Below are 24,650 nucleotides of genomic sequence, written 5' to 3'. Positions count from 1 at the left end.
AACACATTATTTATTGGCAGCGAGCTCACGTTCGCGAATAATCGTTTTCATGCGGGCGATGTCTTTGCGCACTTGGCGGATGCGCGCCGTGTTTTCCAATTGACCTGTGGCCAGTTGGAAGCGAAGGTTGAACAATTCTTCCTTCAACGCTTTAATTTTTTGTTCGATCTCGGCAGTGGTCAACTCACGGATTTCTTTCGCTTTCATTACGCTTCACCACCAGTTTCTTCACGTTTTACAAATTTGCATTTGATCGGAAGTTTGTGAGAAGCGAGACGCAATGCTTCACGTGCCACTTCCTCAGAAACACCGCCCACTTCAAACATCACTTTGCCTGGTTTGACAACGGCGACCCAGCCTTCCGGCGCCCCTTTACCAGAACCCATCCGCACTTCAAGCGGTTTTGCCGTATACGGTTTGGATGGGAAAATGCGGATCCATACCTTCCCGCCCCGTCTCATGTAACGGGTCATCGCCCGACGGGCTGCTTCGATTTGCCGGTTCGTAATCCAAGCTGATTCTAATGCTTGCAACCCAAATTCACCGAAATGAACTTCCGTGCCGCCTTTCGCCCGGCCTTTCATCCGTCCGCGATGTTCACGGCGATATTTGACGCGTTTTGGCATTAACATGATTATTTTCCTCCTTCCTCAGCTTTTTTCTTGGTCGGAAGGACTTCTCCACGATAAATCCATACTTTCACGCCGATTTTTCCGTACGTCGTATCGGCTTCTGCTGTTCCATAGTCAATGTCAGCGCGCAGCGTATGGAGTGGAACCGTCCCTTCGCTGTAATGCTCCGAACGAGCGATGTCAGCCCCGCCCAAACGGCCGGATACCATCGTTTTGATCCCTTTCGCCCCAGCGCGCATCGCACGTTGGATCGCTTGTTTTTGCGCCCGGCGGAACGATACGCGGTTTTCAAGCTGACGAGCGATATTTTCAGCAACAAGACGTGCATCCAAGTCCGGTTTTTTGATTTCTACAATGTTGATATGGACGCGTTTACCGGTCAATTGCGCGAGCGCTTTACGGAGCGCTTCCACTTCCGAACCGCCTTTCCCGATGACCATGCCCGGTTTGGCGGTATGGATCGTTACGTTGACCCGGTTGGCTGCCCGTTCAATCTCCACGCGGGAGACGGCCGCGTCTTGCAGGCGTTTGCTAATGTATTCACGGATTTTCAAGTCTTCGTGCAACAGATCTGCATAGTCTTTTTCCGCATACCATCTCGATTCCCAGTCACGAATGATGCCGATGCGCAGACCGATCGGGTTGACCTTTTGACCCACGGATTATCCCTCCTTCTTTTCTGAAACGACGATCGTAATATGGCTTGTGCGTTTGTTAATGGCGCTTGCCCGTCCCATGGCGCGCGGACGGAACCGTTTCAGCGTCGGGCCTTCGTCGACATACGCTTGAGTAATGACCAAGTTGTTGACGTCCATGTCATAGTTGTGTTCAGCGTTGGCGACTGCTGATTTCAACACTTTCTCAATGATCGGGGAAGCTGCTTTTGGTGTATGGCGCAAAATAGCGAACGCTTCGCCCACTTCTTTCCCGCGAATCAAGTCAATGACTAAGCGCGCTTTACGAGGAGCGATGCGAACGGTTCTTGCAACAGCTTTGGCTTGCATATCTAGAACCTCCTCTCATTACCGTTTCGTTTTCTTGTCATCGCCAGCATGGCCGCGGAACGTGCGCGTCGGCGCAAATTCGCCGAGTTTGTGCCCGACCATGTCTTCCGTGATGTAGACCGGAACATGTTTGCGGCCATCGTACACCGCGATCGTATGCCCAACAAACTGCGGGAAGATCGTCGAACGGCGAGACCACGTTTTGATCACTTGTTTTTGCCCTGTTGCATTCAGTTTTTCGATTTTTTTCATCAAATGCTCATCGCAAAACGGACCTTTTTTCAAGCTGCGACCCATAAGTGAACCTCCCTTCTGAATTGCGCTCGTTCATTATTTCTTGCGGCGACGGATGATGAATTTATCCGATTTGTTTTTCTTTTTGCGTGTTTTGTATCCAAGCGTCGGTTTGCCCCATGGCGTCATCGGCGATTTGCGTCCGATTGGCGCTTTCCCTTCACCACCGCCGTGCGGATGGTCAACCGGGTTCATAACCGAACCGCGAACTGTCGGGCGAATTCCCAACCAGCGGGCGCGTCCTGCTTTCCCGATGTTGACAAGTTCGTGTTGCTCGTTGCCGACTTCACCAACCGTTGCACGGCATTTGCCTAAAATCATGCGCACTTCGCCGGAAGCCAAACGAACGATGACGTATTTTCCTTCTTTCCCGAGCACTTGCGCCGACGTACCAGCTGCACGCACCAATTGTCCGCCGCGGCCCGGTTTCAGCTCAATATTGTGGACGAGCGTACCGACTGGGATGTTCTCAAGCGGAAGCGCATTGCCGATTTTAATGTCCGCATCCGGACCGGACATGATTTCCATGCCGACTTTCAAGTTTTTCGGCGCGATAATGTAGCGTTTTTCACCGTCTGCATAGTTGATGAGCGCGATATTGGCAGAACGGTTCGGATCGTATTCAATCGTAGCAACGCGTCCTGGAATTCCGTCTTTGTCGCGTTTAAAGTCGATAATCCGATATTGGCGTTTATGGCCGCCGCCTTGATGGCGCACCGTAATTTTCCCTTGATTGTTGCGGCCCGCCTTTTTCTTTAACGGAGCAAGCAGCGATTTTTCCGGCTGATCTGTCGTAATTTCCGAGAAATCAAGCACCGTCATGCCGCGACGGCCGTTCGATGTCGGTTTGTACTTCTTGATCGCCATCGGAATGTCCCTCCTTCATCGTTTATGTTACACTTCAAACAGTTCGATCTCTTTGCTGTCCGGCGTCAGCGTGACGATCGCTTTGCGGCGGCGGTTCGTATAGCCGCTGTAGCGGCCGACGCGTTTAAATTTCCCTTTATAGTTCATGATGTTCACTTTGGCTACTTTAACGCCAAAAATTTTCTCGACGGCGTCTTTCACTTCCGTCTTGTTCGCTTTGACGTCGACCTCAAACGTATATTTTTTTTGCCCGATCAAATTCATTGTATTTTCCGTGATGATGGGGCGCTTAATAATGTCGCGGGGGTCTTTCATTATGCAAGCACCTCCTCTACTTTCTCCACGGCCGCCTTCGTAATGACGAGTTTGTCATGGTTGAGCACATCGAGCACATTGATGCCGTTGGCTGCCACCACTTTGACGCCTGGAATGTTGCGCGCCGACAGATATACATTCTCATTCAGCTCGTCGGTCACAATGAGTGCTTTCCGATCCACTGAGAGATTGTTTAAAATTTTGACCATTTCCTTCGTCTTCGGTGCTTCAAGCGACAATTGATCCAATACAACGATGTCGTTTTCGAGCACTTTCGAAGACAATGCCGATTTGATGGCTAAACGGCGAACTTTTTTCGGAAGTTTGTAGCTGTAGCTGCGCGGAACTGGACCAAAGACCGTACCGCCGCCGCGCCATTGCGGAGCGCGAATCGAACCTTGACGGGCGCGTCCTGTCCCTTTTTGGCGCCATGGCTTGCGGCCGCCGCCGCTCACTTCAGCGCGGTTTTTCGTTTTATGCGTTCCTTGACGCATCGAGGCGCGTTGCATAATCACTGCTTCAAACAACACATGCTTATTCGGTTCAATCCCAAAAACGGCGTCGTTCAACTCGATTTCGCCGACCGTCTGACCGTTTTGGTTGTATAATGCTACTTTTGGCATTACGTAGTTCCTCCTTTCTTGGCCGGATGTTATTTCGCCTTCTTCGCCGCTTTCACGGCGCTTTTGACGATGACTAAGCCTTTTCTCGGACCCGGCACATTGCCTTTAATGAGCAGCAAGTTGCGCTCCGGATCCACTTTCACGATTTTCAAGTTTTGGATCGTCACGCGCTCACCGCCCATGCGGCCCGGCAAGTTTTTCGTTTTGAAAACGCGGTTTGGCGCGATGGACCCCATCGAACCCGGACGGCGATGATAACGGGAACCGTGAGCCATTGGTCCACGTGATTGACCGTGGCGTTTGATCGCCCCTTGGAAACCTTTCCCTTTCGAAATGCCCGTGACATCGACAATTTCGCCTTCGCTGAAAATGTCAACTTTCACTTCTTGGCCAACTTCATATTCATCGATGTTGGCGCCGCGGATTTCACGAATGAAGCGCTTAGGTGCCGTGTTAGCTTTGGCAGCATGGCCAATTTGCGGTTTATTGGCGCGTTTTTCGCTAATATCTTCAAAACCTAATTGGATCGCTTCGTAACCGTCGTTTTCGATCGTTTTCTTTTGCAGGACGACATTCGGCGTCGCATGGATGACGGTTACCGGAATCAAATCGCCATTTTCCGCAAATATTTGCGTCATACCGATCTTTCTTCCTAAGATTCCTTTCGTCATGTGTCACACCTCCCAGTCGATCAAAGTTTAATTTCAATATCAACGCCCGACGGCAAATCGAGACGCATTAACGAATCAACCGTTTGCGGAGTCGGGTTGATGATGTCGATCAAACGTTTATGCGTCCGCATTTCGAATTGTTCACGGGAGTCTTTGTACTTATGAACGGCGCGCAAGATCGTATACACCGTTCTTTCCGTCGGCAGCGGGATCGGCCCCGACACTTTTGCCCCGGAACGTTTTGCGGTTTCCACAATTTTCTCCGCCGATTGGTCTAAAATTCGATGATCGTAAGCTTTTAAACGAATGCGAATTTTTTCTTTTGCCATTTGGTTTCCCTCCTTCTTCGCCTATTTTGAAAATAGACTTCTCCACGGAAATTTCCTGCACACCGCCGTGGCAAAGCGGCCGGGTGTGTCAGCAACCTTCCGCTTCATCGCAGTCAAAGACCAACATTTGATATTATACTGGTATGTAAGCAAGATTGCAAGTGATTTCTTTGCTTTTCCCACACTTCTTCTATTATACATAGCCGCCATCCCGTTTTCAACACAGCCGCCAATCTGACGGTCAAGATGGCATCAAAAAAAGGATGTCCATTGCTGGACACCCTTTTTTGCCGTGATTACTCGATGATTTCCGATACAGAGCCAGCGCCGACCGTACGGCCGCCTTCGCGGATTGAGAATTTCGTACCTTCTTCGATCGCGATCGGGGCGATCAGTTCCACCGTCATTTCAACGTTGTCGCCAGGCATAACCATTTCGACGCCTTCCGGAAGCGTGATAATGCCCGTTACGTCCGTCGTACGGAAGTAGAATTGCGGACGGTAGTTCGAGAAGAACGGAGTATGGCGTCCGCCTTCTTCTTTCGTCAGGACGTATACTTGCGCTTTGAATTTCGTGTGCGGCGTGATCGAACCAGGTTTCGCCAATACTTGGCCGCGCTCGACTTCATCACGAGATACGCCGCGGAGAAGCGCACCGATGTTGTCGCCAGCTTCCGCTTGATCGAGAAGTTTGCGGAACATTTCTACACCCGTAACGGTCGTCGTTTTCGGCTCATCCGACAAACCGATGATTTCAACCGGGTCGCCAACTTTCAACGTACCGCGTTCAACACGGCCTGTTGCAACCGTACCGCGGCCCGTGATCGAGAAGACGTCCTCGATTGGCATCATGAACGGTTTGTCCACTTCACGTTGCGGCGTCGGGATGTATTCGTCAACCGCATTCATCAGTTCAATGATTTTTTCTTCCCATTGCGGGTCGCCTTCAAGCGCTTTTAATGCCGAACCTTTGATGACCGGCACTTCATCGCCTGGGAAGTCGTATTCAGAGAGAAGATCGCGAACTTCCATTTCAACAAGTTCAAGCAATTCTTCGTCGTCCACCATGTCGCATTTGTTCAAGAATACAACGATGTACGGAACACCGACTTGGCGGGAGAGAAGAATGTGTTCGCGCGTTTGCGGCATCGGACCGTCAGCCGCCGAGACAACAAGGATCGCGCCGTCCATTTGCGCCGCGCCCGTGATCATGTTTTTGACGTAGTCAGCGTGGCCCGGGCAGTCAACGTGCGCATAGTGGCGAGCATCTGTTTCATACTCGACGTGCGCCGTCGAAATCGTAATCCCGCGTTCACGCTCTTCCGGAGCAGCGTCGATTTGGTCGTACGCTTTTGCTTCGGCTTTCCCTTGTTTCGCCAAAACCGTCGTGATCGCAGCTGTCAACGTCGTTTTCCCGTGGTCAACGTGGCCGATCGTGCCAATGTTGACGTGCGGTTTCGTGCGCTCAAATTTCGCTTTAGCCATGAGAGATATCCTCCTTAAAAGTAAGATATGAATTTATATGGTTGGGTAAGTATAGGATGCTTGGGAACAAAACGTTCCCAAGTCTTACTTACATAAGTATTTATAGCGAAACTAGCAAGAGAAATCAATTATTCGCCTTTATTTTTTTTGATAATTTCATCGGCGATGTTTTTCGGAACTTCTTCATAGTGGTCAAACACCATCGAGAACGTTCCGCGTCCTTGCGTGTTCGAACGGAGCGATGTCGCATAACCGAACATTTCAGCCAACGGCACCATCGCCCGGACGACTTGGGCGTTGCCGCGCGCTTCCATCCCCTCGATGCGGCCGCGACGGGACGTGATGTCGCCCATGATGTCACCGAGGTACTCTTCAGGGATGACGACTTCGACTTTCATGATCGGTTCCAAAAGAACCGGATCGCACTTCGTCGCGGCGTTTTTCAATGCCAAGGAAGCAGCGATTTTGAATGCCATTTCGCTCGAGTCGACATCGTGGTACGATCCGTCAAACAGTTTCGCTTTAATGTCGACAACCGGATAGCCGGCTAAGACGCCGTTTTGCATCGCTTCTTCCAATCCAGCTTGGACGGCCGGCACATACTCTTTCGGAACAACCCCACCGACGATGGCGTTCTCGAATTCGAAGCCTTTGCCGCGCTCGTTCGGCGAGAATTCGATCCAAACGTGGCCGTATTGACCGCGGCCGCCGGATTGACGGATGAATTTGCCTTCGACTTGCGCCGATTTGCGGAACGTTTCGCGGTAGGCAACTTGCGGCGCCCCGACGTTCGCTTCGACTTTGAACTCGCGGCGCATCCGGTCGACGATGATGTCAAGATGCAACTCGCCCATTCCGGAGATGATCGTTTGTCCCGTTTCCGGGTCGGTGTGAGCGCGGAAAGTCGGGTCTTCTTCTTGCAATTTTTGCAGCGCTTGGCTCATTTTGTCTTGATCGGCTTTCGACTTCGGCTCGATTGCCACCGAAATGACCGGTTCTGGGAATTGCATCGACTCTAAAATGACAGGATGCTTCTCATCACATAGAGTATCACCGGTCGTCGTATCTTTTAAACCTACCGCTGCGGCAATATCACCGGCATAGACTTTCGAAATTTCTTGACGGTGGTTCGCGTGCATTTGCAACAAGCGGCCGATCCGTTCGCGCTTCCCTTTCGTCGTGTTCATCACATATGAACCGGAATCAAGCGTTCCAGAGTAGACGCGAATAAACGTCAATTTCCCGACATACGGGTCAGTCATGATTTTAAATGCCAAAGCGGCAAACGGAGCGTCATCGCTTGCTTCACGTGTCACTTCTTCTTCGGTATCCGGAACGACGCCGCGAATCGCCGGGATGTCAACCGGAGACGGCAAGTAGTCGACAACGCCGTCAAGAAGCAGCTGAACACCTTTGTTTTTGAATGCCGAACCGCAGAAGACCGGGAAGAATTCAACGCTGATCGTCGCTTTGCGGATCGCGGCCTTCAGCTCTTCCGTCGTGATTTCTTCCCCTTCCAAATATTTCATCATTAATTCTTCGTCCAGCTCAGCGACCGCCTCAATCAGCTTGTTATGGTACTCTTCTGCCATATCGCGGTATTCTTCCGGAATGTCAATGCGCTCAATGTTTTTGCCAAGCTCATCATGGTAATGGTACGCGCACATTTCAACCAAGTCGATAATGCCGGAGAATTGATCTTCAGCGCCGATCGGCAGTTGCACCGGATGGGCGTTCGCTTGCAGGCGGTCATGGAGCGTTTTCACCGAATACAAGAAATCGGCGCCGATTTTATCCATTTTGTTGACGAACACGATCCGTGGGACGCCATATGTCGTCGCTTGGCGCCAAACGGTTTCCGTTTGCGGTTCAACACCCGATTGCGCGTCTAAGACTGTGATGGCCCCGTCCAATACGCGCAACGAACGCTCAACCTCGACCGTAAAGTCGACGTGCCCCGGCGTGTCGATGATGTTGATGCGATGGCCTTTCCATTGCGCCGTTGTCGCCGCCGACGTGATCGTAATTCCGCGCTCTTGTTCTTGTTCCATCCAGTCCATCGTTGCCGCACCTTCATGCACTTCCCCGATTTTATGAACGCGGCCGGTATAGAACAAGATCCGTTCAGTCGTCGTCGTTTTCCCGGCGTCAATGTGCGCCATAATCCCTATGTTGCGAGTCTTTTCCAAGGAGAACTCTCTTGCCATAGTGGTTATTTTCTCCTTCCTTCAAATATGAAATATAAGTAGATGGCGCCGCCATCGATGGCGCAATCCCCTTGTCTTTGAAGTTGTCCCACGCGCGACCGGAAAGGCCGCAATATATAGGAAGATAGGTGAATAGGCAACCGCAGTGCCTCCTCACCTATTTCCTTTAGGCGACGCTCCTTACCAGCGGTAATGGGCAAACGCGCGGTTCGCTTCAGCCATTTTATGTGTATCTTCGCGTTTTTTCACCGCTGCACCCGTGTTGTTGGCAGCGTCCATAATTTCATTTGCCAAGCGCTCTTCCATCGTTTTTTCGTTGCGAAGACGTGCATATTGCACGAGCCAGCGCAAACCGAGAGAAACGCGGCGGTCCGGACGAACCTCGACCGGAACTTGGTAGTTCGCCCCACCAACGCGGCGAGCGCGCACTTCCAACACCGGCATAACGTTTTTCAACGCTTGCTCAAACACTTCCATTGGATCTTTACCCGTGCGCTCACGGATAATATCAAACGCGGTGTAAAGAATTTTTTGCGCTTTTGATTTTTTGCCGTCGATCATAATTTTATTGATCAAACGGGTAACAAGCTTCGAATTGTAAATTGGATCTGGCAGTACGTCACGTTTAGCAACAGGGCCTCTACGTGGCATAGTGTTTCCTCCCTTCAGGAAAACATTCTCTTCATTTCATTATTTTTTCGCTGCTTTTGGTTTTTTCGCGCCGTATTTCGAACGACCTTGCATCCGGTTCGCTACGCCTGCAGCATCCAGCGCCCCACGGATGATATGGTAGCGTACCCCCGGCAAGTCTTTGACACGTCCGCCGCGGATGAGCACAACGCTGTGTTCTTGCAAGTTATGGCCGATCCCCGGAATGTACGCCGTAACTTCAATCCCATTTGTCAAGCGGACACGGGCGTATTTCCGCAACGCCGAGTTCGGTTTTTTCGGCGTCATCGTGCCGACACGCGTGCAAACGCCGCGTTTTTGCGGAGACGACACATTCGTTTGCTCTTTTTTGAAGCTGTTATACCCTTTGTTCAACGCAGGGGATTTCGATTTAACGACTTTTTTCTCGCGTCCTTTGCGGACCAATTGGTTGATTGTAGGCATGAAAAGATCCTCCTTTCGCATGCATCGTTTAAGCCCACATATCCAGGTGGTTCATCGTTTATGCAAATAAAGGTTTTAGGGGAGAAAGGCAAAACGTTACCGAAGGATCGCCACCGCGGCCGCACCGACTTGGATTTTGCACGCCTTGCCAAGCTTTTTCATCGAATCGACTTTTGTGACCGGCACGTTTGCCTCATTGGCGGCGGCGGTCACTTTTTCGATGATCGGCAAGTCGGCATCCTCCGCCACGATCACTTCCGCTGCTTTCCCTTCCTTTAAAGCCCTTATCGTTTGTTTGGTTCCAATGACAATTTTTCCAGCCTGTAATACTTTTTCATAAGACATGTAACATATCCTCCAAAGTACCAGGTTGTTGGAACACCTTTATTAGACTACCATTTTCTTTGTCGATTGTCAACTGGATTTTTCATTAGATGATGGCCGGCCAAGGAGCGCCTTAGCCGGCCGCTTGGCTCGCGTTATTTGGACGACACCGTGTCGCTAGCCGTTTCCTTTTTGACGGCCGGCTTCACTTTCCGGTAGCGGGCCATACCGGTTCCAGCCGGGACGAGTTTGCCGATAATGACGTTTTCCTTCAAGCCAAGCAGTTCATCACGTTTTCCTTTGATGGCCGCATCCGTCAAGACGCGCGTCGTTTCTTGGAACGAAGCAGCCGACAAGAACGAATCCGTCTCAAGCGACGCTTTCGTGATGCCGAGCAACACCTGGCGGGCCGTCGCCGGCCGTTTCCCTTCGCGAAGAGCTTTGGCGTTGACATCCGTAAACTGGTGGACATCCAACAGCGTGCCCGGCAGCACATCGGTGTCGCCGGCATCGATGACGCGCACTTTGCGCAGCATTTGCCGCACCATGACCTCGATATGCTTATCGCTGATTTCCACCCCTTGCATCCGGTACACTTTTTGCACTTCACGAAGCAAGTACTCTTGAACGGATGTAATATCGCGCACGCGCAACAACTGTTTCGGGTCGACCGAGCCTTCTGTCAGCTCTTGGCCGCGTTCGACGCGCTGACCTTCTTCGACTTTCAGCCGCGCGTTGTACGGCGCTACATATGTCCGCGTTTCAACCTCACCTTGCACGACAACTTCATATTGGTTGTCACGCGTTTTGTTAATCGAGATGACCGTGCCGTCAATTTCCGAAATGACCGCTTGCCCTTTCGGGTTGCGCGCTTCAAACAGCTCTTGCACCCGCGGCAAACCTTGAGTGATATCGTCGCCGGCGACGCCGCCTGTATGGAACGTCCGCATTGTCAGCTGCGTGCCCGGCTCGCCGATCGACTGAGCGGCGATAATGCCGACGGCTTCGCCAACTTCGACGTCCATGCCGGTCGCCATGTTGCGGCCGTAACATTTTTTGCAGACGCCATGGCGCGTGTTGCAGGCGAATACGGAGCGAATCCATACTTCCGTAATGCCGGCTTTCATGATCTCATTGGCGATATCTTCGGTGATCATCTCGTCTTTGCGGACGATCACTTCGCCCGTTTCCGGATGGCGCACCGTTTTGTGCGCATAGCGGCCGACAAGCCGCTCTTCAAGCTTGACGACAACTTCCGTGCCATCCGTCAGCGCCCGCGCCAAAATGCCGCGGTCGGTGCCGCAATCTTCTTCGCGGACGATGACGTCTTGGGCCACGTCGACAAGGCGGCGCGTGAGATAGCCTGAGTCGGCCGTTTTGAGCGCCGTATCCGCCAATCCTTTTCGCGCGCCGTGCGTCGAGATAAAGTATTCCAACACCGTCAAGCCTTCGCGGAACGACGACTTGATCGGCAGCTCAATGATCCGGCCGGCCGGGTTGGCCATCAAACCGCGCATCCCCGCAAGCTGCGTAAAGTTCGACGCGTTCCCGCGCGCTCCGGAATCGCTCATCATAAAGATCGGGTTGCGTTTATCAAGCGACTTCATCAACCGGTCTTGAATTTTGTCTTTCGCCGCGCTCCAGATGGAGATGACGCGCTCGTACCGCTCTTCGTCGGTAATCAACCCGCGGCGGAACTGCTTCAAAACCGTATCGACTTTCGCTTGCGCTTCATCCAAAATTTCTTGTTTTTCCGGCAGGACGACGATATCGGCCACGCCGATCGTGATGCCGGCCTTCGTCGAATATTGGAAGCCAAGGTCTTTCATGCGGTCGAGCATCTTCGATGTTTCGGTGATTTTGAACCGTTTGAACACTTCAGCGATAATTTGCCCGAGCACTTTTTTCTTAAACGGCGGCACGAGTTCGCGCTTGCGAATTTCTTCGCGCACGTTGACCCCTTTGTCAAGGAAGTACTTGTCCGGCGTCCGCCCTTCAATGTTTTCCGTCGTCGGCTCGTTGATGTACGGGAACGAATTCGGCAAAATTTCGTTGAAAATGAGCTTGCCGACGGTCGTTAAGAGCAACTTGTTGTTTTGCTCTTCGGTAAACGTTTCGTTTTTCAGCGAACCGGCATGAATGGCAATGCGCGAATGGAGATGGACGTAGCCGTTATGGTAAGCAAGCAGCGCCTCGTCCGTGTCTTTGAACACCATGCCTTCGCCGATGGCTCCCTCGCGCTCCATCGTCAAGTAGTAGTTGCCCAACACCATGTCTTGTGATGGTGTCACGACCGGCTTCCCATCTTTCGGGTTCAAAATGTTTTGCGCCGCCAACATCAACAAGCGCGCTTCGGCTTGCGCCTCAGCTGACAGCGGCACGTGCACCGCCATTTGGTCGCCGTCAAAGTCAGCGTTGTACGCCGTGCAAACAAGCGGATGAAGACGGATCGCCCGCCCTTCCACAAGCGTTGGTTCAAACGCCTGAATGCCGAGACGGTGCAGCGTCGGGGCGCGGTTTAACAGCACCGGATGTTCTTTAATGACATCTTCCAGCACATCCCATACTTCCGGATGGACGCGCTCGATTTTCCGTTTCGCGCTTTTAATGTTGTGCGCCAAGCCCCGCTCGACAAGCTCCTTCATAACAAACGGCTTGAACAACTCTAGCGCCATTTCTTTCGGCAAGCCGCATTGATACATTTTCAAGTTCGGGCCGACGACGATGACGGAACGGCCGGAATAGTCCACGCGCTTGCCGAGCAAGTTTTGCCGAAAGCGGCCTTGCTTCCCTTTCAGCATATGAGAAAGCGATTTTAACGGACGGTTCCCCGGACCGGTCACCGGACGGCCGCGGCGGCCGTTATCGATCAAAGCATCAACCGCCTCTTGCAGCATCCGCTTCTCATTTTGGACGATAATGTTCGGCGCACCGAGATCAAGCAGCCGTTTCAGCCGGTTGTTGCGGTTGATGACGCGGCGGTACAAATCGTTCAAATCCGATGTTGCAAACCGCCCGCCGTCAAGCTGAACCATCGGGCGCAACTCCGGCGGAATGACCGGCAGTACATCAAGCACCATCCATGCCGGATCGTTCCCTGAACTGCGGAACGCTTCAAGCACTTCAAGCCGCTTAATGATGCGGGCGCGCCGTTGCCCTTGCGCCGTTTTCAGCTCTTCTTTCAGCGCGGCCACCTCTTTATCCAAATCAATGTCTTGGAGCAGCTTTTTGATCGCCTCCGCCCCCATCGACGCTTGGAACGATTGACCGTACTTCTCGCGATAGGCGCGGTATTCCTTTTCCGACAACAGCTGCTTTTTCTCAAGCGGCGTATCACCCGGGTCGGTGACGACATAGGATGCAAAATAAATGACCTCTTCGAGCGCCCGCGGCGACATGTCAAGAACCAATCCCATCCGGCTCGGGATGCCTTTGAAATACCAGATGTGCGAAACCGGGGCGGCGAGCTCAATATGGCCCATCCGTTCGCGGCGGACTTTCGAGCGCGTCACTTCGACGCCGCAGCGGTCGCAGACGACGCCTTTGTAGCGAACGCGTTTATATTTGCCGCAATGGCATTCCCAGTCTTTCGTCGGACCGAAAATGCGCTCGCAAAACAAGCCGTCTTTTTCCGGCTTTAACGTCCGATAGTTGATTGTCTCCGGCTTTTTGACTTCGCCATACGACCAAGAACGAATTTTCTCCGGGGAAGCGAGCCCAATTTTCATGTACTCAAACTTATTGACATCTAGCAAGGGGTATACCTCCCTTTTTGATCCGTCGGTTTTCCGTTCGCTCAAGCGGCCAATGGCGGGGAACAGCTCCCCGCCTGGCCGTTATGGCCGGTTTATTCTTTCGTCACCGCATCTTTCTCTTCGCCGGCTTCTTCCCGTTCGGCCGGTTTGACGTCCACCATGATGGCATCCGGTGCATGGTCATCATCATCATCAAAGTTTTCCATGTTCACTTCTTGTTCATCGCTCGTCAAAATCGTGACGTCCATGCCCAAGCTTTGCAGCTCTTTGATCAACACTTTAAACGACTCCGGCACACCCGGCTCCGGAATGTTTTCTCCTTTGACGATCGCCTCGTACGTTTTGACACGGCCGACGACATCGTCGGACTTGACGGTCAAAATTTCTTGCAGCGTGTATGCCGCCCCATACGCCTCAAGCGCCCATACTTCCATCTCACCAAAGCGCTGGCCGCCGAACTGCGCCTTGCCGCCGAGCGGCTGTTGAGTGACGAGTGAGTACGGGCCGGTGGAACGGGCATGAAGCTTGTCGTCGACCATGTGGGCGAGCTTGATCATGTACATGATCCCAACCGACACGCGGTTATCAAACGGTTCACCCGTCCGTCCGTCATACAGCACCGTTTTTGCATCGCGCGCTAGACCTGCCTCTTCGAGGATGTTCCAAACGTCTTCCTCCGTCGCCCCGTCAAAGACCGGGGAGGCGATGTGCAGGCCGAGTTTTTTCGCCGCCATGCCAAGGTGCAGCTCAAATACTTGCCCGATGTTCATCCGCGACGGAACGCCGAGTGGGTTTAACATGATGTCAATCGGCGTGCCATCCGGCAAGAAGGGCATATCTTCCTCCGGCAAAATGCGGGAAATAACCCCTTTGTTTCCGTGGCGGCCTGCCATTTTGTCGCCCTCGGAAATTTTCCGCTTTTGCACAATATAGACGCGCACTAGTTGATTGACACCCGGCGGAAGCTCGTCGCCGTCTTCGCGGTTGAACACTTTCACGTCAAGGACGATGCCGCCGCCGCCGTGCGGGACGCGCAACGACGTATCACGCACCTCGCGCGCTTTTTCGCCGAAGATCGCGTGCAAAAGCCGCTCTTCCGCCGTCAACTCGGTCATTCCTTTTGGCGTCACTTTGCCGACGAGCAAGTCGCCGTCTTTGACTTCTGCGCCGATGCGGACGATGCCGCGTTCATCCAAGTTTTTCAGCGCATCCTCGCCGACGTTTGGAATGTCGCGCGTAATTTCTTCCGGACCGAGTTTCGTATCGCGCGATTCGGCTTCATACTCTTCAATATGAATTGATGTATACACGTCTTCTTTGACGAGCCGTTCGCTCATGATGATCGCGTCTTCGTAGTTGTAACCGTCCCATGTCATAAAAGCGACAAGCACATTGCGGCCAAGCGCCAATTCGCCCTTATCCATCGACGGGCCATCGGCCAAAATTTCGCCCTTCTCAACGATATCGCCTTTTTTCACGATCGGCCGCTGGTTGTAGCACGTGCCTTGGTTCGAACGAACGAATTTCAGCAACCGATATTTATCTAGATCACCCTTGACTTCTTTGCCGTCCACTTCAATCAGCCGACGCACCCAAATTTCCTTTGCTTCGACGCGCTCGACGATGCCGCGGTGCTTGCAAATGACCGCTGCGCCCGAGTCTTTCGCCGAAACATACTCCATCCCCGTGCCAACGATCGGCGCTTCGGGTTCCAACAGCGGCACGGCTTGCCGCTGCATGTTCGCTCCCATCAGCGCGCGGTTCGAGTCGTCATTTTCCAAAAATGGGATGCACGCCGTCGCTGCCGAGACGACTTGCTTCGGCGAAACGTCCATGTAGTCGACGCGATCGCGCTTGACGACGATGTTCTCGCCGCGGAAACGGGCGACAACGTTTTCTTCAAGGAACGTGCCGTCCTCCGCAAGCGGTACGTTCGCCTGCGCTACAACGTAATTGTCCTCTTCATCGGCTGTCAAATAATCGATTTGGTCCGTCACCCGCCCTGTTTCCGGATCGACGCGCCGGTATGGCGTTTCAATAAAGCCGAACTTGTTCACTTTCGCGTAAGTGGACAGCGAGTTGATGAGTCCGATGTTCGGACCTTCCGGCGTTTCAATCGGACACATCCGCCCGTAGTGCGAATAGTGAACGTCGCGCACCTCAAACCCAGCGCGCTCACGTGTCAATCCGCCAGGGCCAAGCGCGGACAGACGCCGCTTGTGCGTCAGTTCGGCCAATGGGTTCGTTTGATCCATGAACTGTGACAGCTGCGAGCTGCCGAAAAACTCTTTGATCGCCGCGATCACTGGGCGGATGTTGATCAGCTGCTGCGGCGTAATCGTGTTCGTATCTTGGATCGACATGCGCTCGCGCACGACGCGCTCCATGCGCGACAGGCCGATGCGGAATTGGTTTTGCAATAGTTCGCCGACCGAACGGAGGCGGCGGTTGCCTAAATGGTCGATGTCATCCGTATCGCCGACGCCGTGGAGCAAGTTGAAGAAATAGCTGATCGACGCAATGATGTCAGCCGGTGTAATATGTTTGACATCCTCGGCGATGAAGCCGTTGCCGATGACGTTGATCACTTTTTCGCCATCCGGGTCATTCGGGGCATAAATTTTGATCGTTTGCACCGAAATGTCCCCGTCCACCACCCCTTCGGCCGGGCGGTATGTCTGTAAGCCGACCCCTTTTTCCAAATACGGGAGCAGGCGATTCAGCGTTCGGCGGTCGATCATCGCTCCAGCTTCGGCGATGACTTCCTTGGTTTCGGGATCAATGATCGTTTCCGCGAGCCGCTGATTGAACAGGCGGTTTTTAATATGAAGTTTTTTATTGATTTTATAACGGCCTACGCTCGCCAAGTCATAGCGCTTCGGATCAAAAAAGCGCGACGCCAGCAAATTTTTCGCATTCTCAAGCGTCGGCGGCTCTCCCGGACGAAGACGCTCGTAAATTTCAATCAACGCTTTTTCCGTGCTGTCGGTATTATCTTTTTCAAGCGTATTGCGCAAGTATTCGTTGTCGCCGAGCAGATCGATGATTTCTTGGTCGGAGCTGAACCCAAGCGCACGGAGAAGCACCGTAACGGGCAGTTTACGGGTGCGGTCGATGCGAACGTAAACGACGTCTTTCGCATCGGTTTCATATTCAAGCCATGCGCCGCGGTTCGGAATCACTGTCGCCGAGTAGCCGCGTTTGCCGTTTTTATCAACTTTGTCGCTGTAATAGACGCTTGGCGAACGGACGAGCTGGGAAACAATGACGCGTTCCGCCCCATTGATAATAAACGTTCCGGTTTCCGTCATGAGCGGAAAATCGCCCATAAACACGTCTTGTTCTTTCACTTCGCCCGTTTCTTTATTAATCAAGCGAACTTTGACGCGAAGCGGCGCCGCATATGTAACGTCGCGTTCTTTCGCCTCTTCGACCGTATATTTCGGTTCTCCTAAACTATAGTCGATAAATTCAAGCGAGAGATTGCCGGAAAAGTCTTCAATCGGGGAAATTTCCCTAAACATTTCCCGCAGCCCTTCATCGAGAAACCATTGGTAGGAGGACGTTTGAATTTCGATCAAGTTCGGCAATTCCAGCACTTCGCTGATGCGTGCATAGCTTCTGCGTTGGCGGTGTCGCCCGTATTGAACTAGTCGGCCTGTCAAGAGTGATTCACCCCTCAAATGTAGACATTAGTGAAAACCGGAACCGGAACAGCTCCATCATCCGCTCTGCTCAGCAATCAATGCCTTCAAGGCGGACTGGCCGCTCCGTCATTCCGGGGCAAAGCACTAGGCATGCATGCGGCCGGCCCCCGCCATCCGGGCGGAAACGGCTTCGTTGCGTGCACCGCCGTTTCATTTAGGGGATTTAACACGCTCCCGGCGCGAGGAAACCAGGCGTTGAGTTGAATGGAGAAAAAAAGAAAATGGTTTCTATTCCAATAGAAAACCATATGGTTCGTTGTTTATTGATTTTATCATTGTTTCCATTACGTCCAAAATTATACGTCATCCCCTCTGCACGGGAAATGTGCATATTTAGCATTTTATAATGCTACCACAATAAAAAAACGGTGTCAACATTTTTTCGCCTTTATGATATAATATCCTTTTTTCTTCGCGACGACTTCTACAGCAGGAAAGCATTCGTTCAGCTTTTGCAAGGCCGATGGGGCGCCTTGCTTTTTTTGAATGACGACCCATAGCTCGCCATGATCGAGCAGATAATCGCGGCTTTGTTCAAAAATCGCGTAAACGACCCGTTTGCCAGCCCGGATCGGCGGATTGGTGACGACCGCTGCAAATCGCTGTTCTCCGACTTCCGAAAAAAGATCGCTTTTGTAAATCACCGCATTGTCAATCCCGTTTGCCTGCTTGTTTTCCTGCGCCAGTTCGAGCGCCCGCTCGTTGACATCAATCATGTGAACGCGCCGGTTTGGAAACGATTTGGCCAAGGCAAGCCCGATCGGCCCATATCCGCAGCCGACATCCAACAAATCCCCAGCCACTCCCGGCTCCTCGAACGTTTCAATTAACAGGCGTGTGCCAAAGTCGACTTCGCGCTTTGAAAACACTCCGCTGTCGGTCGTAAAGCGGAATTCATGCCCCCGCAACACGTACGTCCACGTTTGCGGGTTTCGCTCCGACGTCGGATTGACTGAGTAATAATGCTCGCTCATCATCATCCCCTCCTCCTTGTCGACAGGCTGCACTGCCTTCCGTATATATAGTGTAACAAAAAAGAGGCCGTCCCTTGCTTCGGGCAAGCCTCTTTTTTCAATGGCGCAGCCATTACTTGATTTCGACTTTCGCGCCAGCTTCTTCGAGTTTTGCTTTGATTTCTTCTGCTTCTTCTTTCGCAATGCCTTCTTTGATCGGCTTCGGGGTGTTGTCGACCAAGTCTTTCGCTTCTTTCAGGCCGAGGCCAGTGATTTCGCGAACGACTTTGATGACTTTGATTTTTTGCGCGCCGGCGTCGGCAAGAATGACGTCGAATTCCGTTTTTTCTGCCGCTGCTTCAGCGCCAGCTGCTGCGCCGCCCGCGACAACAACCGGAGCCGCAGCTGTTACGCCGAATTCTTCCTCGATCGCTTTCACCAATTCGTTTAATTCCAATACGGTCATATTTTTCACTGCTTCAATGATTTGTTCTTTCGTCATCACAACTTCCTCCTTTGTTTTCTGAATGATTGTTAAGCACATATCGATGCGCCATTACGCGCCTTGTTCCTCTTGCTTGTCAGCCACCGCTTTAATCGCAAGCGCAAAGTTGCGGATCGGGGCTTGAAGAACGCTAAGCAACATCGAAAGCAACCCTTCGCGGGACGGGAGTTTCGCCAACGCATCGATTTCTTCTTTGCTGGCGATGTTCCCTTCGATGACGCCGCCTTTGATTTCCAATGCTTCATGCGTTTTCGCAAACTCGCTTAAAATTTTTGCCGGCGCCACGACATCTTCATTGCTGAAGGCGATGGCATTTGGACCGGTGAACACTTCATCCAGTCCTTCCAAGCCGACTTCCGCGAGCGCCCGGCGGGTCAAGGTGTTTTTGTACACTTTAAACTCGACGCCTGCCTCGCGCAGCTGTTTGCGCAACTCGGTCATTTCCGCCACGTTCAAGCCGCGGTAATCAACGATGACGGTTGCCTTGCTGGCCCGGAATTTGTCTGCGATTTCCGCGACCACTTGTTTTTTCAGTTCAATCGCGCTCGACACGTCCTGCACCTCCTGTAAGGAAAATGAGAGAATACCACTTATACCGTCTGCTCAATAAAAAACCTCCATGCCGCGTAGACATGGAGGTGTCGTTCAACGCACCGCCGCTCGTCCCCGACGCAGGGCGCGCTGTTCTATCGTCCACATACCTCGGTAGGAAATTAAGCCTCAAACAGGCACCTACTGTCTACGGTACAAATGATATTCATTTGTTCAGCCAAATGGCATTTTAACAGACGGACAAACAAAAGTCAACGGTTATTGTGCAACAGCAACCGTGGACGGGTCAACCTTGATGCCAGGGCCCATTGTCGATGTAATCGTGACGTTTTTCACGTACGTCCCTTTTGCCGCCGCCGGTTTGGCTTTCAAAATTGCTTCATAGACGGCCGCGAAGTTTTCAGCCAATTTCTCGTTGTCAAACGACACTTTGCCGATCGGAACGTGGATGTTGCCCGCTTTGTCGACGCGGTATTCCACTTTACCAGCCTTGATTTCCTGCACCGCTTTTGCTACGTCAAACGTGACTGTTCCGGTTTTCGGGTTTGGCATCAACCCTTTCGGCCCTAAAATGCGGCCGAGTTTCCCGACTTCACCCATCATGTCCGGCGTAGCAACAACGACATCAAAGTCAAACCAACCTTGCTGGATTTTGTTGATATATTCTGTATCGCCGACATAGTCAGCGCCAGCCGCTTCTGCTTCTTTCGCTTTTTCCCCTTTCGCGAACACCAACACGCGCGCCACTTTCCCTGTGCCGTGCGGCAGGACGACGGCGCCGCGAATTTGTTGGTCCGCTTTTTTCGGGTCGACGCCCAAACGGAACGCCACTTCCACCGTGGCATCGAATTTCGCGATGTTCGTTTTTTTCACGAGCTCGATTGCTTCAGCAATCGGGTATGCTTTGGAGCGGTCGACGAGCTTCAATGCTTCTAAGTATTTCTTTCCTCTTTTCGGCATGTGAAAAATCCTCCTCGATTGTGGTTTTAGCGGAAAAACCTCCCACATTGAACGTTCTTCGCTTCTTTCGAAAACGAAGAAGCGGACGGATGCCCATTCATCGGGCCCGTCTTGCTGTTTTTGTTCATGGAGAGAGAGGTTGCCCAATGACGCAACCTCCCCTACAAACGACGCACCGGCTTTAGTCTTCAATCACAATGCCCATGCTGCGGGCCGTGCCTTCGATCATGCGCATGGCCGCCTCAATGCTCGCCGCATTCAAATCCGGCATTTTCAGCTCAGCGATCTCACGTACTTTGTCGCGTTTAATTGTCGCCACTTTGTTGCGGTTCGGTTCGCCGGAGCCCGATTCAATGCCCGCCGCTTTTTTCAGCAATACAGCGGCTGGCGGCGTTTTCGTGATGAATGTAAATGAACGGTCTTCAAAAACCGTAATTTCAACCGGAATGATCAACCCTGCTTGGTCCGCCGTGCGGGCATTAAACTCTTTGCAAAACGCCATAATATTGACACCGGCTTGACCCAACGCAGGACCTACTGGCGGCGCCGGATTCGCTTTCCCTGCAGGAATTTGCAGTTTGACGACCTTGATTACTTTTTTCGCCACGAGACACACCTCCTTAAGTCCGTGATGTGGTATTAGGGATTGCCCCTCCCACTCATCCGGCTCCGGTCTACTGAGCCGTTTTCCTATCTCCCGTTCAGTTGAGAGGATCAGCGTAAAAACAAAACGGCTCCCTTATACAAGTGTATAAGTTCACCGCCATATGTCTCCGTTTAAGAGACATACTGACTTTAAAATAGTATCACTTTTCCCTATCAATTGCAAGTTCTTTATCCATTAGATTTTTTCTATTTGCGAAAACTCAAGCTCCACCCGTGTTTCACGCCCAAACATATCGACAAGCAGCTTCACTTTATGTTTATCCGGGTCAATCGCTTCAATTTTCCCTGTAAAGTTCGCAAACGGACCTTCTTTGATCCGCACCGTTTCATTTACCTCATAGTCTACGTCAACCTCGGCAAGCGGCATGCCCATCCGCTTCAAGATCATTTTTACTTCTTCCTCCATAAGCGGCGTCGGTTTCGAACCAGCTCCGCTTGAGCCGACAAATCCAGTGACGCCCGGCGTGTTGCGCACGACATACCATGAGTCATCCGTCATGACCATCTCAACGAGCACATAGCCAGGGAACACTTTCTTTTTCGTCGTTTTCCGTTTTCCGTTTTTGACGTCCGTCTCCGTCTCTTCCGGAACGACGACGCGAAAAATTTTATCTTGCATTCCCATCGATTCGACGCGTTTTTCCAAATTGGCTTTCACTTTGTTTTCATATCCCGAATATGTATGGACAACATACCAGTTTTTCTCCATCAACAAGCCTCCCCAAGGCGGTTTTCGTTTTGTTTTTTGCGCAAAACAAAAACCCGTTGCCGGGTTCCATACGCGCACGATTATCTTTCATTATAACATATCCTTCGTCCGCTTATTCAAACACGAGGCGAATCAACTCAGAAATGCCGAGGTCCACAACGGCAAAAAAGACGGTGAAAAACGCCACCGTGGCCAACACGACCGCCGTGTAGTTCACTAACTCCTTCCGGTTTGGCCAACTCACTTTTTTCAGCTCGCGTACGACTTCTTTTAAAAAGTTGATTACTCGCTGCATCACTCGTACCTCCATCATCGTTCAAAACTATCTCCACCGTCTATTTCGTTTCACGATGGATTGTATGTTTGTTGCATGTTGAGCAAAACTTGTTGGCCATAAGGCGCTCACCAAGGCGACGTATCTGTTTTGCTGCCGTATAGTTTCGGCTTCCGCACTGCACGCAAGCCAGCGTCACTTTTTGGCGCATCAGCATTCCACCGTTCCTGCGAGATGTCCATAAAAATTTATCATATTGGCTGTTTCGCTGTCAATGACATCTTTTGATGCGGCGTTGCGATGCTATAAACTGATCTCGCGGTATTCCAAATATTTCTCGAGCTTCCGCTTGACGCGTTGCAACGCGTTGTCGATCGACTTGACATGGCGGTTCAGCTCTTCGGAAATTTCCTGGTATGAGCGTCCATCCAAATACAAAGCGAGCACTTTCCGCTCGAGGTCGCTGAGCAGTTCCGCCATCTTTAGTTCAATATCATCGACTTCCTCGCGGTTGACAATCAATTGTTCCGGGTCCGTCACCTGCGTGCCGGACAACACATCCATCAGCGTCCGGTCAGATTCATCGTCATAAATCGGCTTATCCAAGGAAACGTAAGAGTTGAGCGGAATATGCTTTTGGCGGGTCGCCGTTTTAATCGCGGTAATCATTTGCCTTGTGATGCAAAGTTCTGCAAACGCTTTAAATGAGGAAAGCTTGTCCCCCTTAAAATCACGGACGGCCTTATACAGACCGATCATTCCTTCCTGCACGATATCTTCCCGATCAGCTCCGACTAAAAAATAGGAGCGAGCTTTGGCGCGCACAAAGTTTTGATATTTATGGATTAAAAAATCAAGTGCTTCCCCATCCCCTTCGTGAACGAGCGCAACAAGCTGCTCATCGTCCAGCTGATGATAACCTTTCCCTTTCATTGCTTTCAAGCATTCCCCCACGCTGATCCCCCCGACCGCATCAATCGCTAACATGTATTATACAGGACAAATTTTTACAGCGTCAACCGCTCATTTTTCTCCTCTTCGCCATTTTTCAAAAATTTCAGCAATTCTATCATTTAGCGGAACTTTGGAGATCGGAGTGCGCTGCCGCATCGCTTTTACTTTTTGGGAAATGTCCCGCTCAACCGTCTCGACTTCATCCAATAGCTCGCGCGCCGACTTGCGCAGGGCGCCTTGGCCGAACACCGTCCATTGTTCGGTGTAGTCGGAGGTAGCGACATACACTTTTGTGCGCGCATTCATCAATGTTTTCGCCAACCGTTCAATTCGCTCATCGGCCGTCTCATGTTCCTTTGTAAAAATGACATCGACGTCGTAATGTTTATACTTTTTCTCGTTTCCTTGCACGAGGTGGGCATCGAATACGATCACGACATGGTCCCCGGTGAATCCTTTGTAGTCAGCCATTTTTTCAATCAATAAATCCCTTGCCGCTGCCAGATCGCCCTCTTCTTTCAGCCGGCGCAGCTCCGGCCAAGCACCGATGATGTTATAGCCGTCGACAATCAAAATGTTCATTCGCTATTCTCCCAACGGATACCGCTTCCGGTACACCTCGTACATGAGCAGGCTGGCGGCGACAGAGGCATTGAGTGAGGTGACATGGCCGCGCATCGGCAACCGGAACAAGAAATCGCACTTTTCAAGCACTAGGCGGCTGATCCCTTTTCCTTCGCTCCCGATGACGAGCGCCAACGGCATCGTGCCATCGAGCGAGCGGTAGTCGTCTTGAGCCGATGCATCCGTTCCGGCTACCCACACTCCGCGCTCTTTCAGCTCGTCAATCGTCCGCGCCAAGTTTGTCACACGCGCGACCGGAACGTGCTCAATCGCCCCGGTCGACGCCTTCGCCACCGTTTGGGTCAGCCCGACCGAACGCCGCTTCGGAATAATGAGGCCGTGCGCCCCGACCGCATCAGCGGTGCGCATGATGGCCCCTAAATTATGCGGATCCTCAAGCTCGTCCAAGATGAGAAAAAACGGCGCCTCGCCCCGCTCGGCGGCGCGAGCGAACAAGTCATCGATTTCATAGTAGCGGTAAGCCGCCGCCTGAGCGATCACCCCTTGATGAGCTCCTTCAGCCATCTGATCAAGCTTGCGCTTCGGGACATATTGGACGAGCACGCCCCGCCGCTTTGCCCATTCAAGCACAGGTTCGACGGTATGGCGCTGCGCCCCTTCCGCGATCCAAATTTTATTGATGTCGCGCCCGGCTTTGAGCGCTTCAATGACCGGATTTTTGCCGATAATGTAGTCCATCATTCCAACGCCCTTTCTTCCCTTTCAATAATGGCAAACGAACGGCCGATCAGCTCATCAACCCGCTTTTCATTATTAACCAAAAAATGATAACCGATGAGCGCCTCAAAGGCCGTGCTATGCCGGTATGTTTGTACATCCGTATTTTTCGGGATTGTGCCTGATTTGGCATTGCGGCCGCGGCGGACGATGTCCTTTTCCTCCTCGGTCAGGACGCCCTCGTCAAGCAACGCCAAAATCACTTGCGCTTGCGCCCGCGCCGACACATAGCGGACCGCCCGCCGATGCAGCTCATGCGGCCGCACGCTGCCGCCAGCAAGCAAATGGCGTCGCACATACACCTCGTACACGGCGTCGCCAATATAGGCAAGCGCCAGTCCATTTAACTGCTTCACATCGTTGACCGTTTCAAACTCCGCCATCATCGCG

At 52.1% G+C, this 24,650-nt stretch carries 29 protein-coding genes and 1 other annotated feature; all 29 genes read right to left on the bottom strand.

Translation table 11 applies throughout. From position 1 onward, the window contains the following. Positions 1-6: 6 nt before the first annotated feature. Complete coding sequence (rpmC, locus tag DI44_RS15455; RefSeq protein ID WP_011229628.1) at positions 7-207, bottom strand: 50S ribosomal protein L29; 201 nt, start codon at positions 205-207, stop codon at positions 7-9. Then, positions 207-632 (bottom strand): 50S ribosomal protein L16, encoded by a 426-nt coding sequence (gene rplP / locus DI44_RS15460; protein WP_011229627.1) that lies wholly within the window; start codon positions 630-632, stop codon positions 207-209. The genes rpmC and rplP overlap by 1 nt, the downstream gene beginning before the upstream one ends. Before the next feature lie 2 nt (positions 633-634). After that, positions 635-1,291, bottom strand: a complete 657-nt coding sequence (rpsC, locus tag DI44_RS15465; RefSeq protein WP_011229626.1) for a 30S ribosomal protein S3 — start codon at positions 1,289-1,291, stop codon at positions 635-637. A 3-nt stretch (positions 1,292-1,294) separates the two neighbouring features. Then, positions 1,295-1,636, bottom strand: coding sequence for a 50S ribosomal protein L22 (gene rplV, locus DI44_RS15470; RefSeq protein ID WP_011229625.1), 342 nt, complete (start codon positions 1,634-1,636; stop codon positions 1,295-1,297). An 18-nt stretch (positions 1,637-1,654) separates the two neighbouring features. Beyond that, complete coding sequence (gene rpsS / locus DI44_RS15475) at positions 1,655-1,933, bottom strand: 30S ribosomal protein S19 (RefSeq protein WP_011229624.1); 279 nt, start codon at positions 1,931-1,933, stop codon at positions 1,655-1,657. Positions 1,934-1,966: 33 nt separating this feature from the next. Then, entirely contained in the window at positions 1,967-2,797 is an 831-nt protein-coding gene (rplB, locus tag DI44_RS15480) for a 50S ribosomal protein L2 (RefSeq protein WP_011229623.1), read from the bottom strand. Positions 2,798-2,824: 27 nt separating this feature from the next. Then, positions 2,825-3,112 (bottom strand): 50S ribosomal protein L23, encoded by a 288-nt coding sequence (gene rplW / locus DI44_RS15485; RefSeq protein ID WP_011229622.1) that lies wholly within the window; start codon positions 3,110-3,112, stop codon positions 2,825-2,827. Continuing rightward, positions 3,112-3,735, bottom strand: coding sequence for a 50S ribosomal protein L4 (gene rplD, locus DI44_RS15490; protein WP_011229621.1), 624 nt, complete (start codon positions 3,733-3,735; stop codon positions 3,112-3,114). Before rplD ends, rplW begins: the two co-directional genes overlap by 1 nt. 29 nt (positions 3,736-3,764) lie before the next feature. Then, positions 3,765-4,406, bottom strand: a complete 642-nt coding sequence (gene rplC / locus DI44_RS15495; protein WP_011229620.1) for a 50S ribosomal protein L3 — start codon at positions 4,404-4,406, stop codon at positions 3,765-3,767. Between the two features lie 20 nt (positions 4,407-4,426). Continuing rightward, a complete protein-coding gene (gene rpsJ, locus DI44_RS15500; RefSeq protein WP_008881945.1) occupies positions 4,427-4,735 on the bottom strand; it encodes a 30S ribosomal protein S10 in 309 nt (102 codons plus the stop codon). A 296-nt stretch (positions 4,736-5,031) separates the two neighbouring features. Beyond that, positions 5,032-6,219 (bottom strand): elongation factor Tu, encoded by a 1,188-nt coding sequence (tuf, locus tag DI44_RS15505; RefSeq protein WP_011229619.1) that lies wholly within the window; start codon positions 6,217-6,219, stop codon positions 5,032-5,034. A 128-nt stretch (positions 6,220-6,347) separates the two neighbouring features. After that, positions 6,348-8,426 (bottom strand): elongation factor G, encoded by a 2,079-nt coding sequence (gene fusA, locus DI44_RS15510; protein ID WP_014194600.1) that lies wholly within the window; start codon positions 8,424-8,426, stop codon positions 6,348-6,350. A gap of 180 nt (positions 8,427-8,606) precedes the next feature. Continuing rightward, positions 8,607-9,077 carry a 30S ribosomal protein S7 gene (rpsG, locus tag DI44_RS15515; protein WP_011229617.1) on the bottom strand — a complete coding sequence of 157 codons (471 nt, stop codon included), beginning with the start codon at positions 9,075-9,077 and terminating at the stop codon, positions 8,607-8,609. 39 nt (positions 9,078-9,116) lie between these two features. Then, positions 9,117-9,539: a 30S ribosomal protein S12 gene (gene rpsL, locus DI44_RS15520; RefSeq protein ID WP_011229616.1), complete on the bottom strand. Its 423-nt coding sequence runs from the start codon at positions 9,537-9,539 to the stop codon at positions 9,117-9,119. Positions 9,540-9,635: 96 nt separating this feature from the next. After that, on the bottom strand, positions 9,636-9,884 hold the full coding sequence (locus DI44_RS15525; RefSeq protein WP_011229615.1) for a 50S ribosomal protein L7ae-like protein: 249 nt from the start codon (positions 9,882-9,884) through the stop codon (positions 9,636-9,638). A gap of 134 nt (positions 9,885-10,018) precedes the next feature. After that, positions 10,019-13,618 (bottom strand): DNA-directed RNA polymerase subunit beta', encoded by a 3,600-nt coding sequence (gene rpoC / locus DI44_RS15530; protein ID WP_011229614.1) that lies wholly within the window; start codon positions 13,616-13,618, stop codon positions 10,019-10,021. Positions 13,619-13,710: 92 nt separating this feature from the next. Then, the gene (gene rpoB / locus DI44_RS15535) at positions 13,711-17,283 is read right to left on the bottom strand and encodes a DNA-directed RNA polymerase subunit beta (RefSeq protein WP_011229613.1); all 3,573 of its coding nucleotides are present in this window, start codon (positions 17,281-17,283) and stop codon (positions 13,711-13,713) included. Between the two features lie 413 nt (positions 17,284-17,696). Beyond that, positions 17,697-18,299 (bottom strand): class I SAM-dependent methyltransferase, encoded by a 603-nt coding sequence (locus tag DI44_RS15540; protein WP_015373723.1) that lies wholly within the window; start codon positions 18,297-18,299, stop codon positions 17,697-17,699. Between the two features lie 112 nt (positions 18,300-18,411). After that, the gene (gene rplL / locus DI44_RS15545; RefSeq protein WP_012820484.1) at positions 18,412-18,780 is read right to left on the bottom strand and encodes a 50S ribosomal protein L7/L12; all 369 of its coding nucleotides are present in this window, start codon (positions 18,778-18,780) and stop codon (positions 18,412-18,414) included. Between the two features lie 54 nt (positions 18,781-18,834). Beyond that, the gene (gene rplJ, locus DI44_RS15550) at positions 18,835-19,335 is read right to left on the bottom strand and encodes a 50S ribosomal protein L10 (RefSeq protein ID WP_011229610.1); all 501 of its coding nucleotides are present in this window, start codon (positions 19,333-19,335) and stop codon (positions 18,835-18,837) included. Positions 19,336-19,382: 47 nt separating this feature from the next. Continuing rightward, positions 19,383-19,546: a sequence feature (ribosomal protein L10 leader region), on the bottom strand. A gap of 47 nt (positions 19,547-19,593) precedes the next feature. After that, complete coding sequence (gene rplA, locus DI44_RS15555) at positions 19,594-20,295, bottom strand: 50S ribosomal protein L1 (protein WP_012820483.1); 702 nt, start codon at positions 20,293-20,295, stop codon at positions 19,594-19,596. Between the two features lie 181 nt (positions 20,296-20,476). Beyond that, the gene (gene rplK, locus DI44_RS15560) at positions 20,477-20,902 is read right to left on the bottom strand and encodes a 50S ribosomal protein L11 (RefSeq protein WP_011229608.1); all 426 of its coding nucleotides are present in this window, start codon (positions 20,900-20,902) and stop codon (positions 20,477-20,479) included. Positions 20,903-21,136: 234 nt separating this feature from the next. Then, positions 21,137-21,670: a transcription termination/antitermination protein NusG gene (gene nusG, locus DI44_RS15565; RefSeq protein WP_012820482.1), complete on the bottom strand. Its 534-nt coding sequence runs from the start codon at positions 21,668-21,670 to the stop codon at positions 21,137-21,139. Positions 21,671-21,782: 112 nt separating this feature from the next. After that, on the bottom strand, positions 21,783-21,965 hold the full coding sequence (secE, locus tag DI44_RS15570) for a preprotein translocase subunit SecE (RefSeq protein WP_012820481.1): 183 nt from the start codon (positions 21,963-21,965) through the stop codon (positions 21,783-21,785). Positions 21,966-22,005: 40 nt separating this feature from the next. Continuing rightward, the gene (rpmG, locus tag DI44_RS17655) at positions 22,006-22,155 is read right to left on the bottom strand and encodes a 50S ribosomal protein L33 (protein ID WP_075261442.1); all 150 of its coding nucleotides are present in this window, start codon (positions 22,153-22,155) and stop codon (positions 22,006-22,008) included. A gap of 92 nt (positions 22,156-22,247) precedes the next feature. Beyond that, a complete protein-coding gene (gene sigH / locus DI44_RS15575; protein ID WP_011229604.1) occupies positions 22,248-22,898 on the bottom strand; it encodes an RNA polymerase sporulation sigma factor SigH in 651 nt (216 codons plus the stop codon). Positions 22,899-22,967: 69 nt separating this feature from the next. Next, the gene (locus DI44_RS15580) at positions 22,968-23,480 is read right to left on the bottom strand and encodes an NYN domain-containing protein (RefSeq protein WP_012820478.1); all 513 of its coding nucleotides are present in this window, start codon (positions 23,478-23,480) and stop codon (positions 22,968-22,970) included. Positions 23,481-23,483: 3 nt separating this feature from the next. After that, positions 23,484-24,221, bottom strand: a complete 738-nt coding sequence (rlmB, locus tag DI44_RS15585; protein WP_011229602.1) for a 23S rRNA (guanosine(2251)-2'-O)-methyltransferase RlmB — start codon at positions 24,219-24,221, stop codon at positions 23,484-23,486. Further along, on the bottom strand, positions 24,221-24,646 hold the full coding sequence (locus DI44_RS15590) for a Mini-ribonuclease 3 (protein ID WP_014194591.1): 426 nt from the start codon (positions 24,644-24,646) through the stop codon (positions 24,221-24,223). The genes rlmB and DI44_RS15590 overlap by 1 nt, the downstream gene beginning before the upstream one ends. Positions 24,647-24,650 lie beyond the last annotated feature (4 nt).

This window comes from Geobacillus sp. CAMR5420 (assembly GCF_000691465.1).
Taxonomy (GTDB): domain Bacteria; phylum Bacillota; class Bacilli; order Bacillales; family Anoxybacillaceae; genus Geobacillus; species Geobacillus thermoleovorans.
The sequence above is the reverse complement of the archived record's forward strand: the minus strand, read 5'-3'. Positions and strand labels throughout refer to the sequence as shown.

Coding starts and splice junctions, on each gene's coding strand:
- rpmC (WP_011229628.1), bottom strand. CDS start 207: ATGAAAGCGAAAGAAATCCGTGAGTTGACCACTGCCGAGATCGAACAA.
- rplP (WP_011229627.1), bottom strand. CDS start 632: ATGTTAATGCCAAAACGCGTCAAATATCGCCGTGAACATCGCGGACGG.
- rplV (WP_011229625.1), bottom strand. CDS start 1,636: ATGCAAGCCAAAGCTGTTGCAAGAACCGTTCGCATCGCTCCTCGTAAA.
- rpsS (WP_011229624.1), bottom strand. CDS start 1,933: ATGGGTCGCAGCTTGAAAAAAGGTCCGTTTTGCGATGAGCATTTGATG.
- rplB (WP_011229623.1), bottom strand. CDS start 2,797: ATGGCGATCAAGAAGTACAAACCGACATCGAACGGCCGTCGCGGCATG.
- rplW (WP_011229622.1), bottom strand. CDS start 3,112: ATGAAAGACCCCCGCGACATTATTAAGCGCCCCATCATCACGGAAAAT.
- rplD (WP_011229621.1), bottom strand. CDS start 3,735: ATGCCAAAAGTAGCATTATACAACCAAAACGGTCAGACGGTCGGCGAA.
- rplC (WP_011229620.1), bottom strand. CDS start 4,406: ATGACGAAAGGAATCTTAGGAAGAAAGATCGGTATGACGCAAATATTT.
- rpsJ (WP_008881945.1), bottom strand. CDS start 4,735: ATGGCAAAAGAAAAAATTCGCATTCGTTTAAAAGCTTACGATCATCGA.
- tuf (WP_011229619.1), bottom strand. CDS start 6,219: ATGGCTAAAGCGAAATTTGAGCGCACGAAACCGCACGTCAACATTGGC.
- fusA (WP_014194600.1), bottom strand. CDS start 8,426: ATGGCAAGAGAGTTCTCCTTGGAAAAGACTCGCAACATAGGGATTATG.
- rpsG (WP_011229617.1), bottom strand. CDS start 9,077: ATGCCACGTAGAGGCCCTGTTGCTAAACGTGACGTACTGCCAGATCCA.
- rpsL (WP_011229616.1), bottom strand. CDS start 9,539: ATGCCTACAATCAACCAATTGGTCCGCAAAGGACGCGAGAAAAAAGTC.
- DI44_RS15525 (WP_011229615.1), bottom strand. CDS start 9,884: ATGTCTTATGAAAAAGTATTACAGGCTGGAAAAATTGTCATTGGAACC.
- DI44_RS15540 (WP_015373723.1), bottom strand. CDS start 18,299: ATGAGCGAGCATTATTACTCAGTCAATCCGACGTCGGAGCGAAACCCG.
- rplL (WP_012820484.1), bottom strand. CDS start 18,780: ATGACGAAAGAACAAATCATTGAAGCAGTGAAAAATATGACCGTATTG.
- rplA (WP_012820483.1), bottom strand. CDS start 20,295: ATGCCGAAAAGAGGAAAGAAATACTTAGAAGCATTGAAGCTCGTCGAC.
- nusG (WP_012820482.1), bottom strand. CDS start 21,670: ATGGAGAAAAACTGGTATGTTGTCCATACATATTCGGGATATGAAAAC.
- secE (WP_012820481.1), bottom strand. CDS start 21,965: ATGCAGCGAGTAATCAACTTTTTAAAAGAAGTCGTACGCGAGCTGAAA.
- rpmG (WP_075261442.1), bottom strand. CDS start 22,155: ATGCGCCAAAAAGTGACGCTGGCTTGCGTGCAGTGCGGAAGCCGAAAC.
- DI44_RS15580 (WP_012820478.1), bottom strand. CDS start 23,480: ATGAACATTTTGATTGTCGACGGCTATAACATCATCGGTGCTTGGCCG.
- rlmB (WP_011229602.1), bottom strand. CDS start 24,221: ATGGACTACATTATCGGCAAAAATCCGGTCATTGAAGCGCTCAAAGCC.
- DI44_RS15590 (WP_014194591.1), bottom strand. CDS start 24,646: ATGATGGCGGAGTTTGAAACGGTCAACGATGTGAAGCAGTTAAATGGA.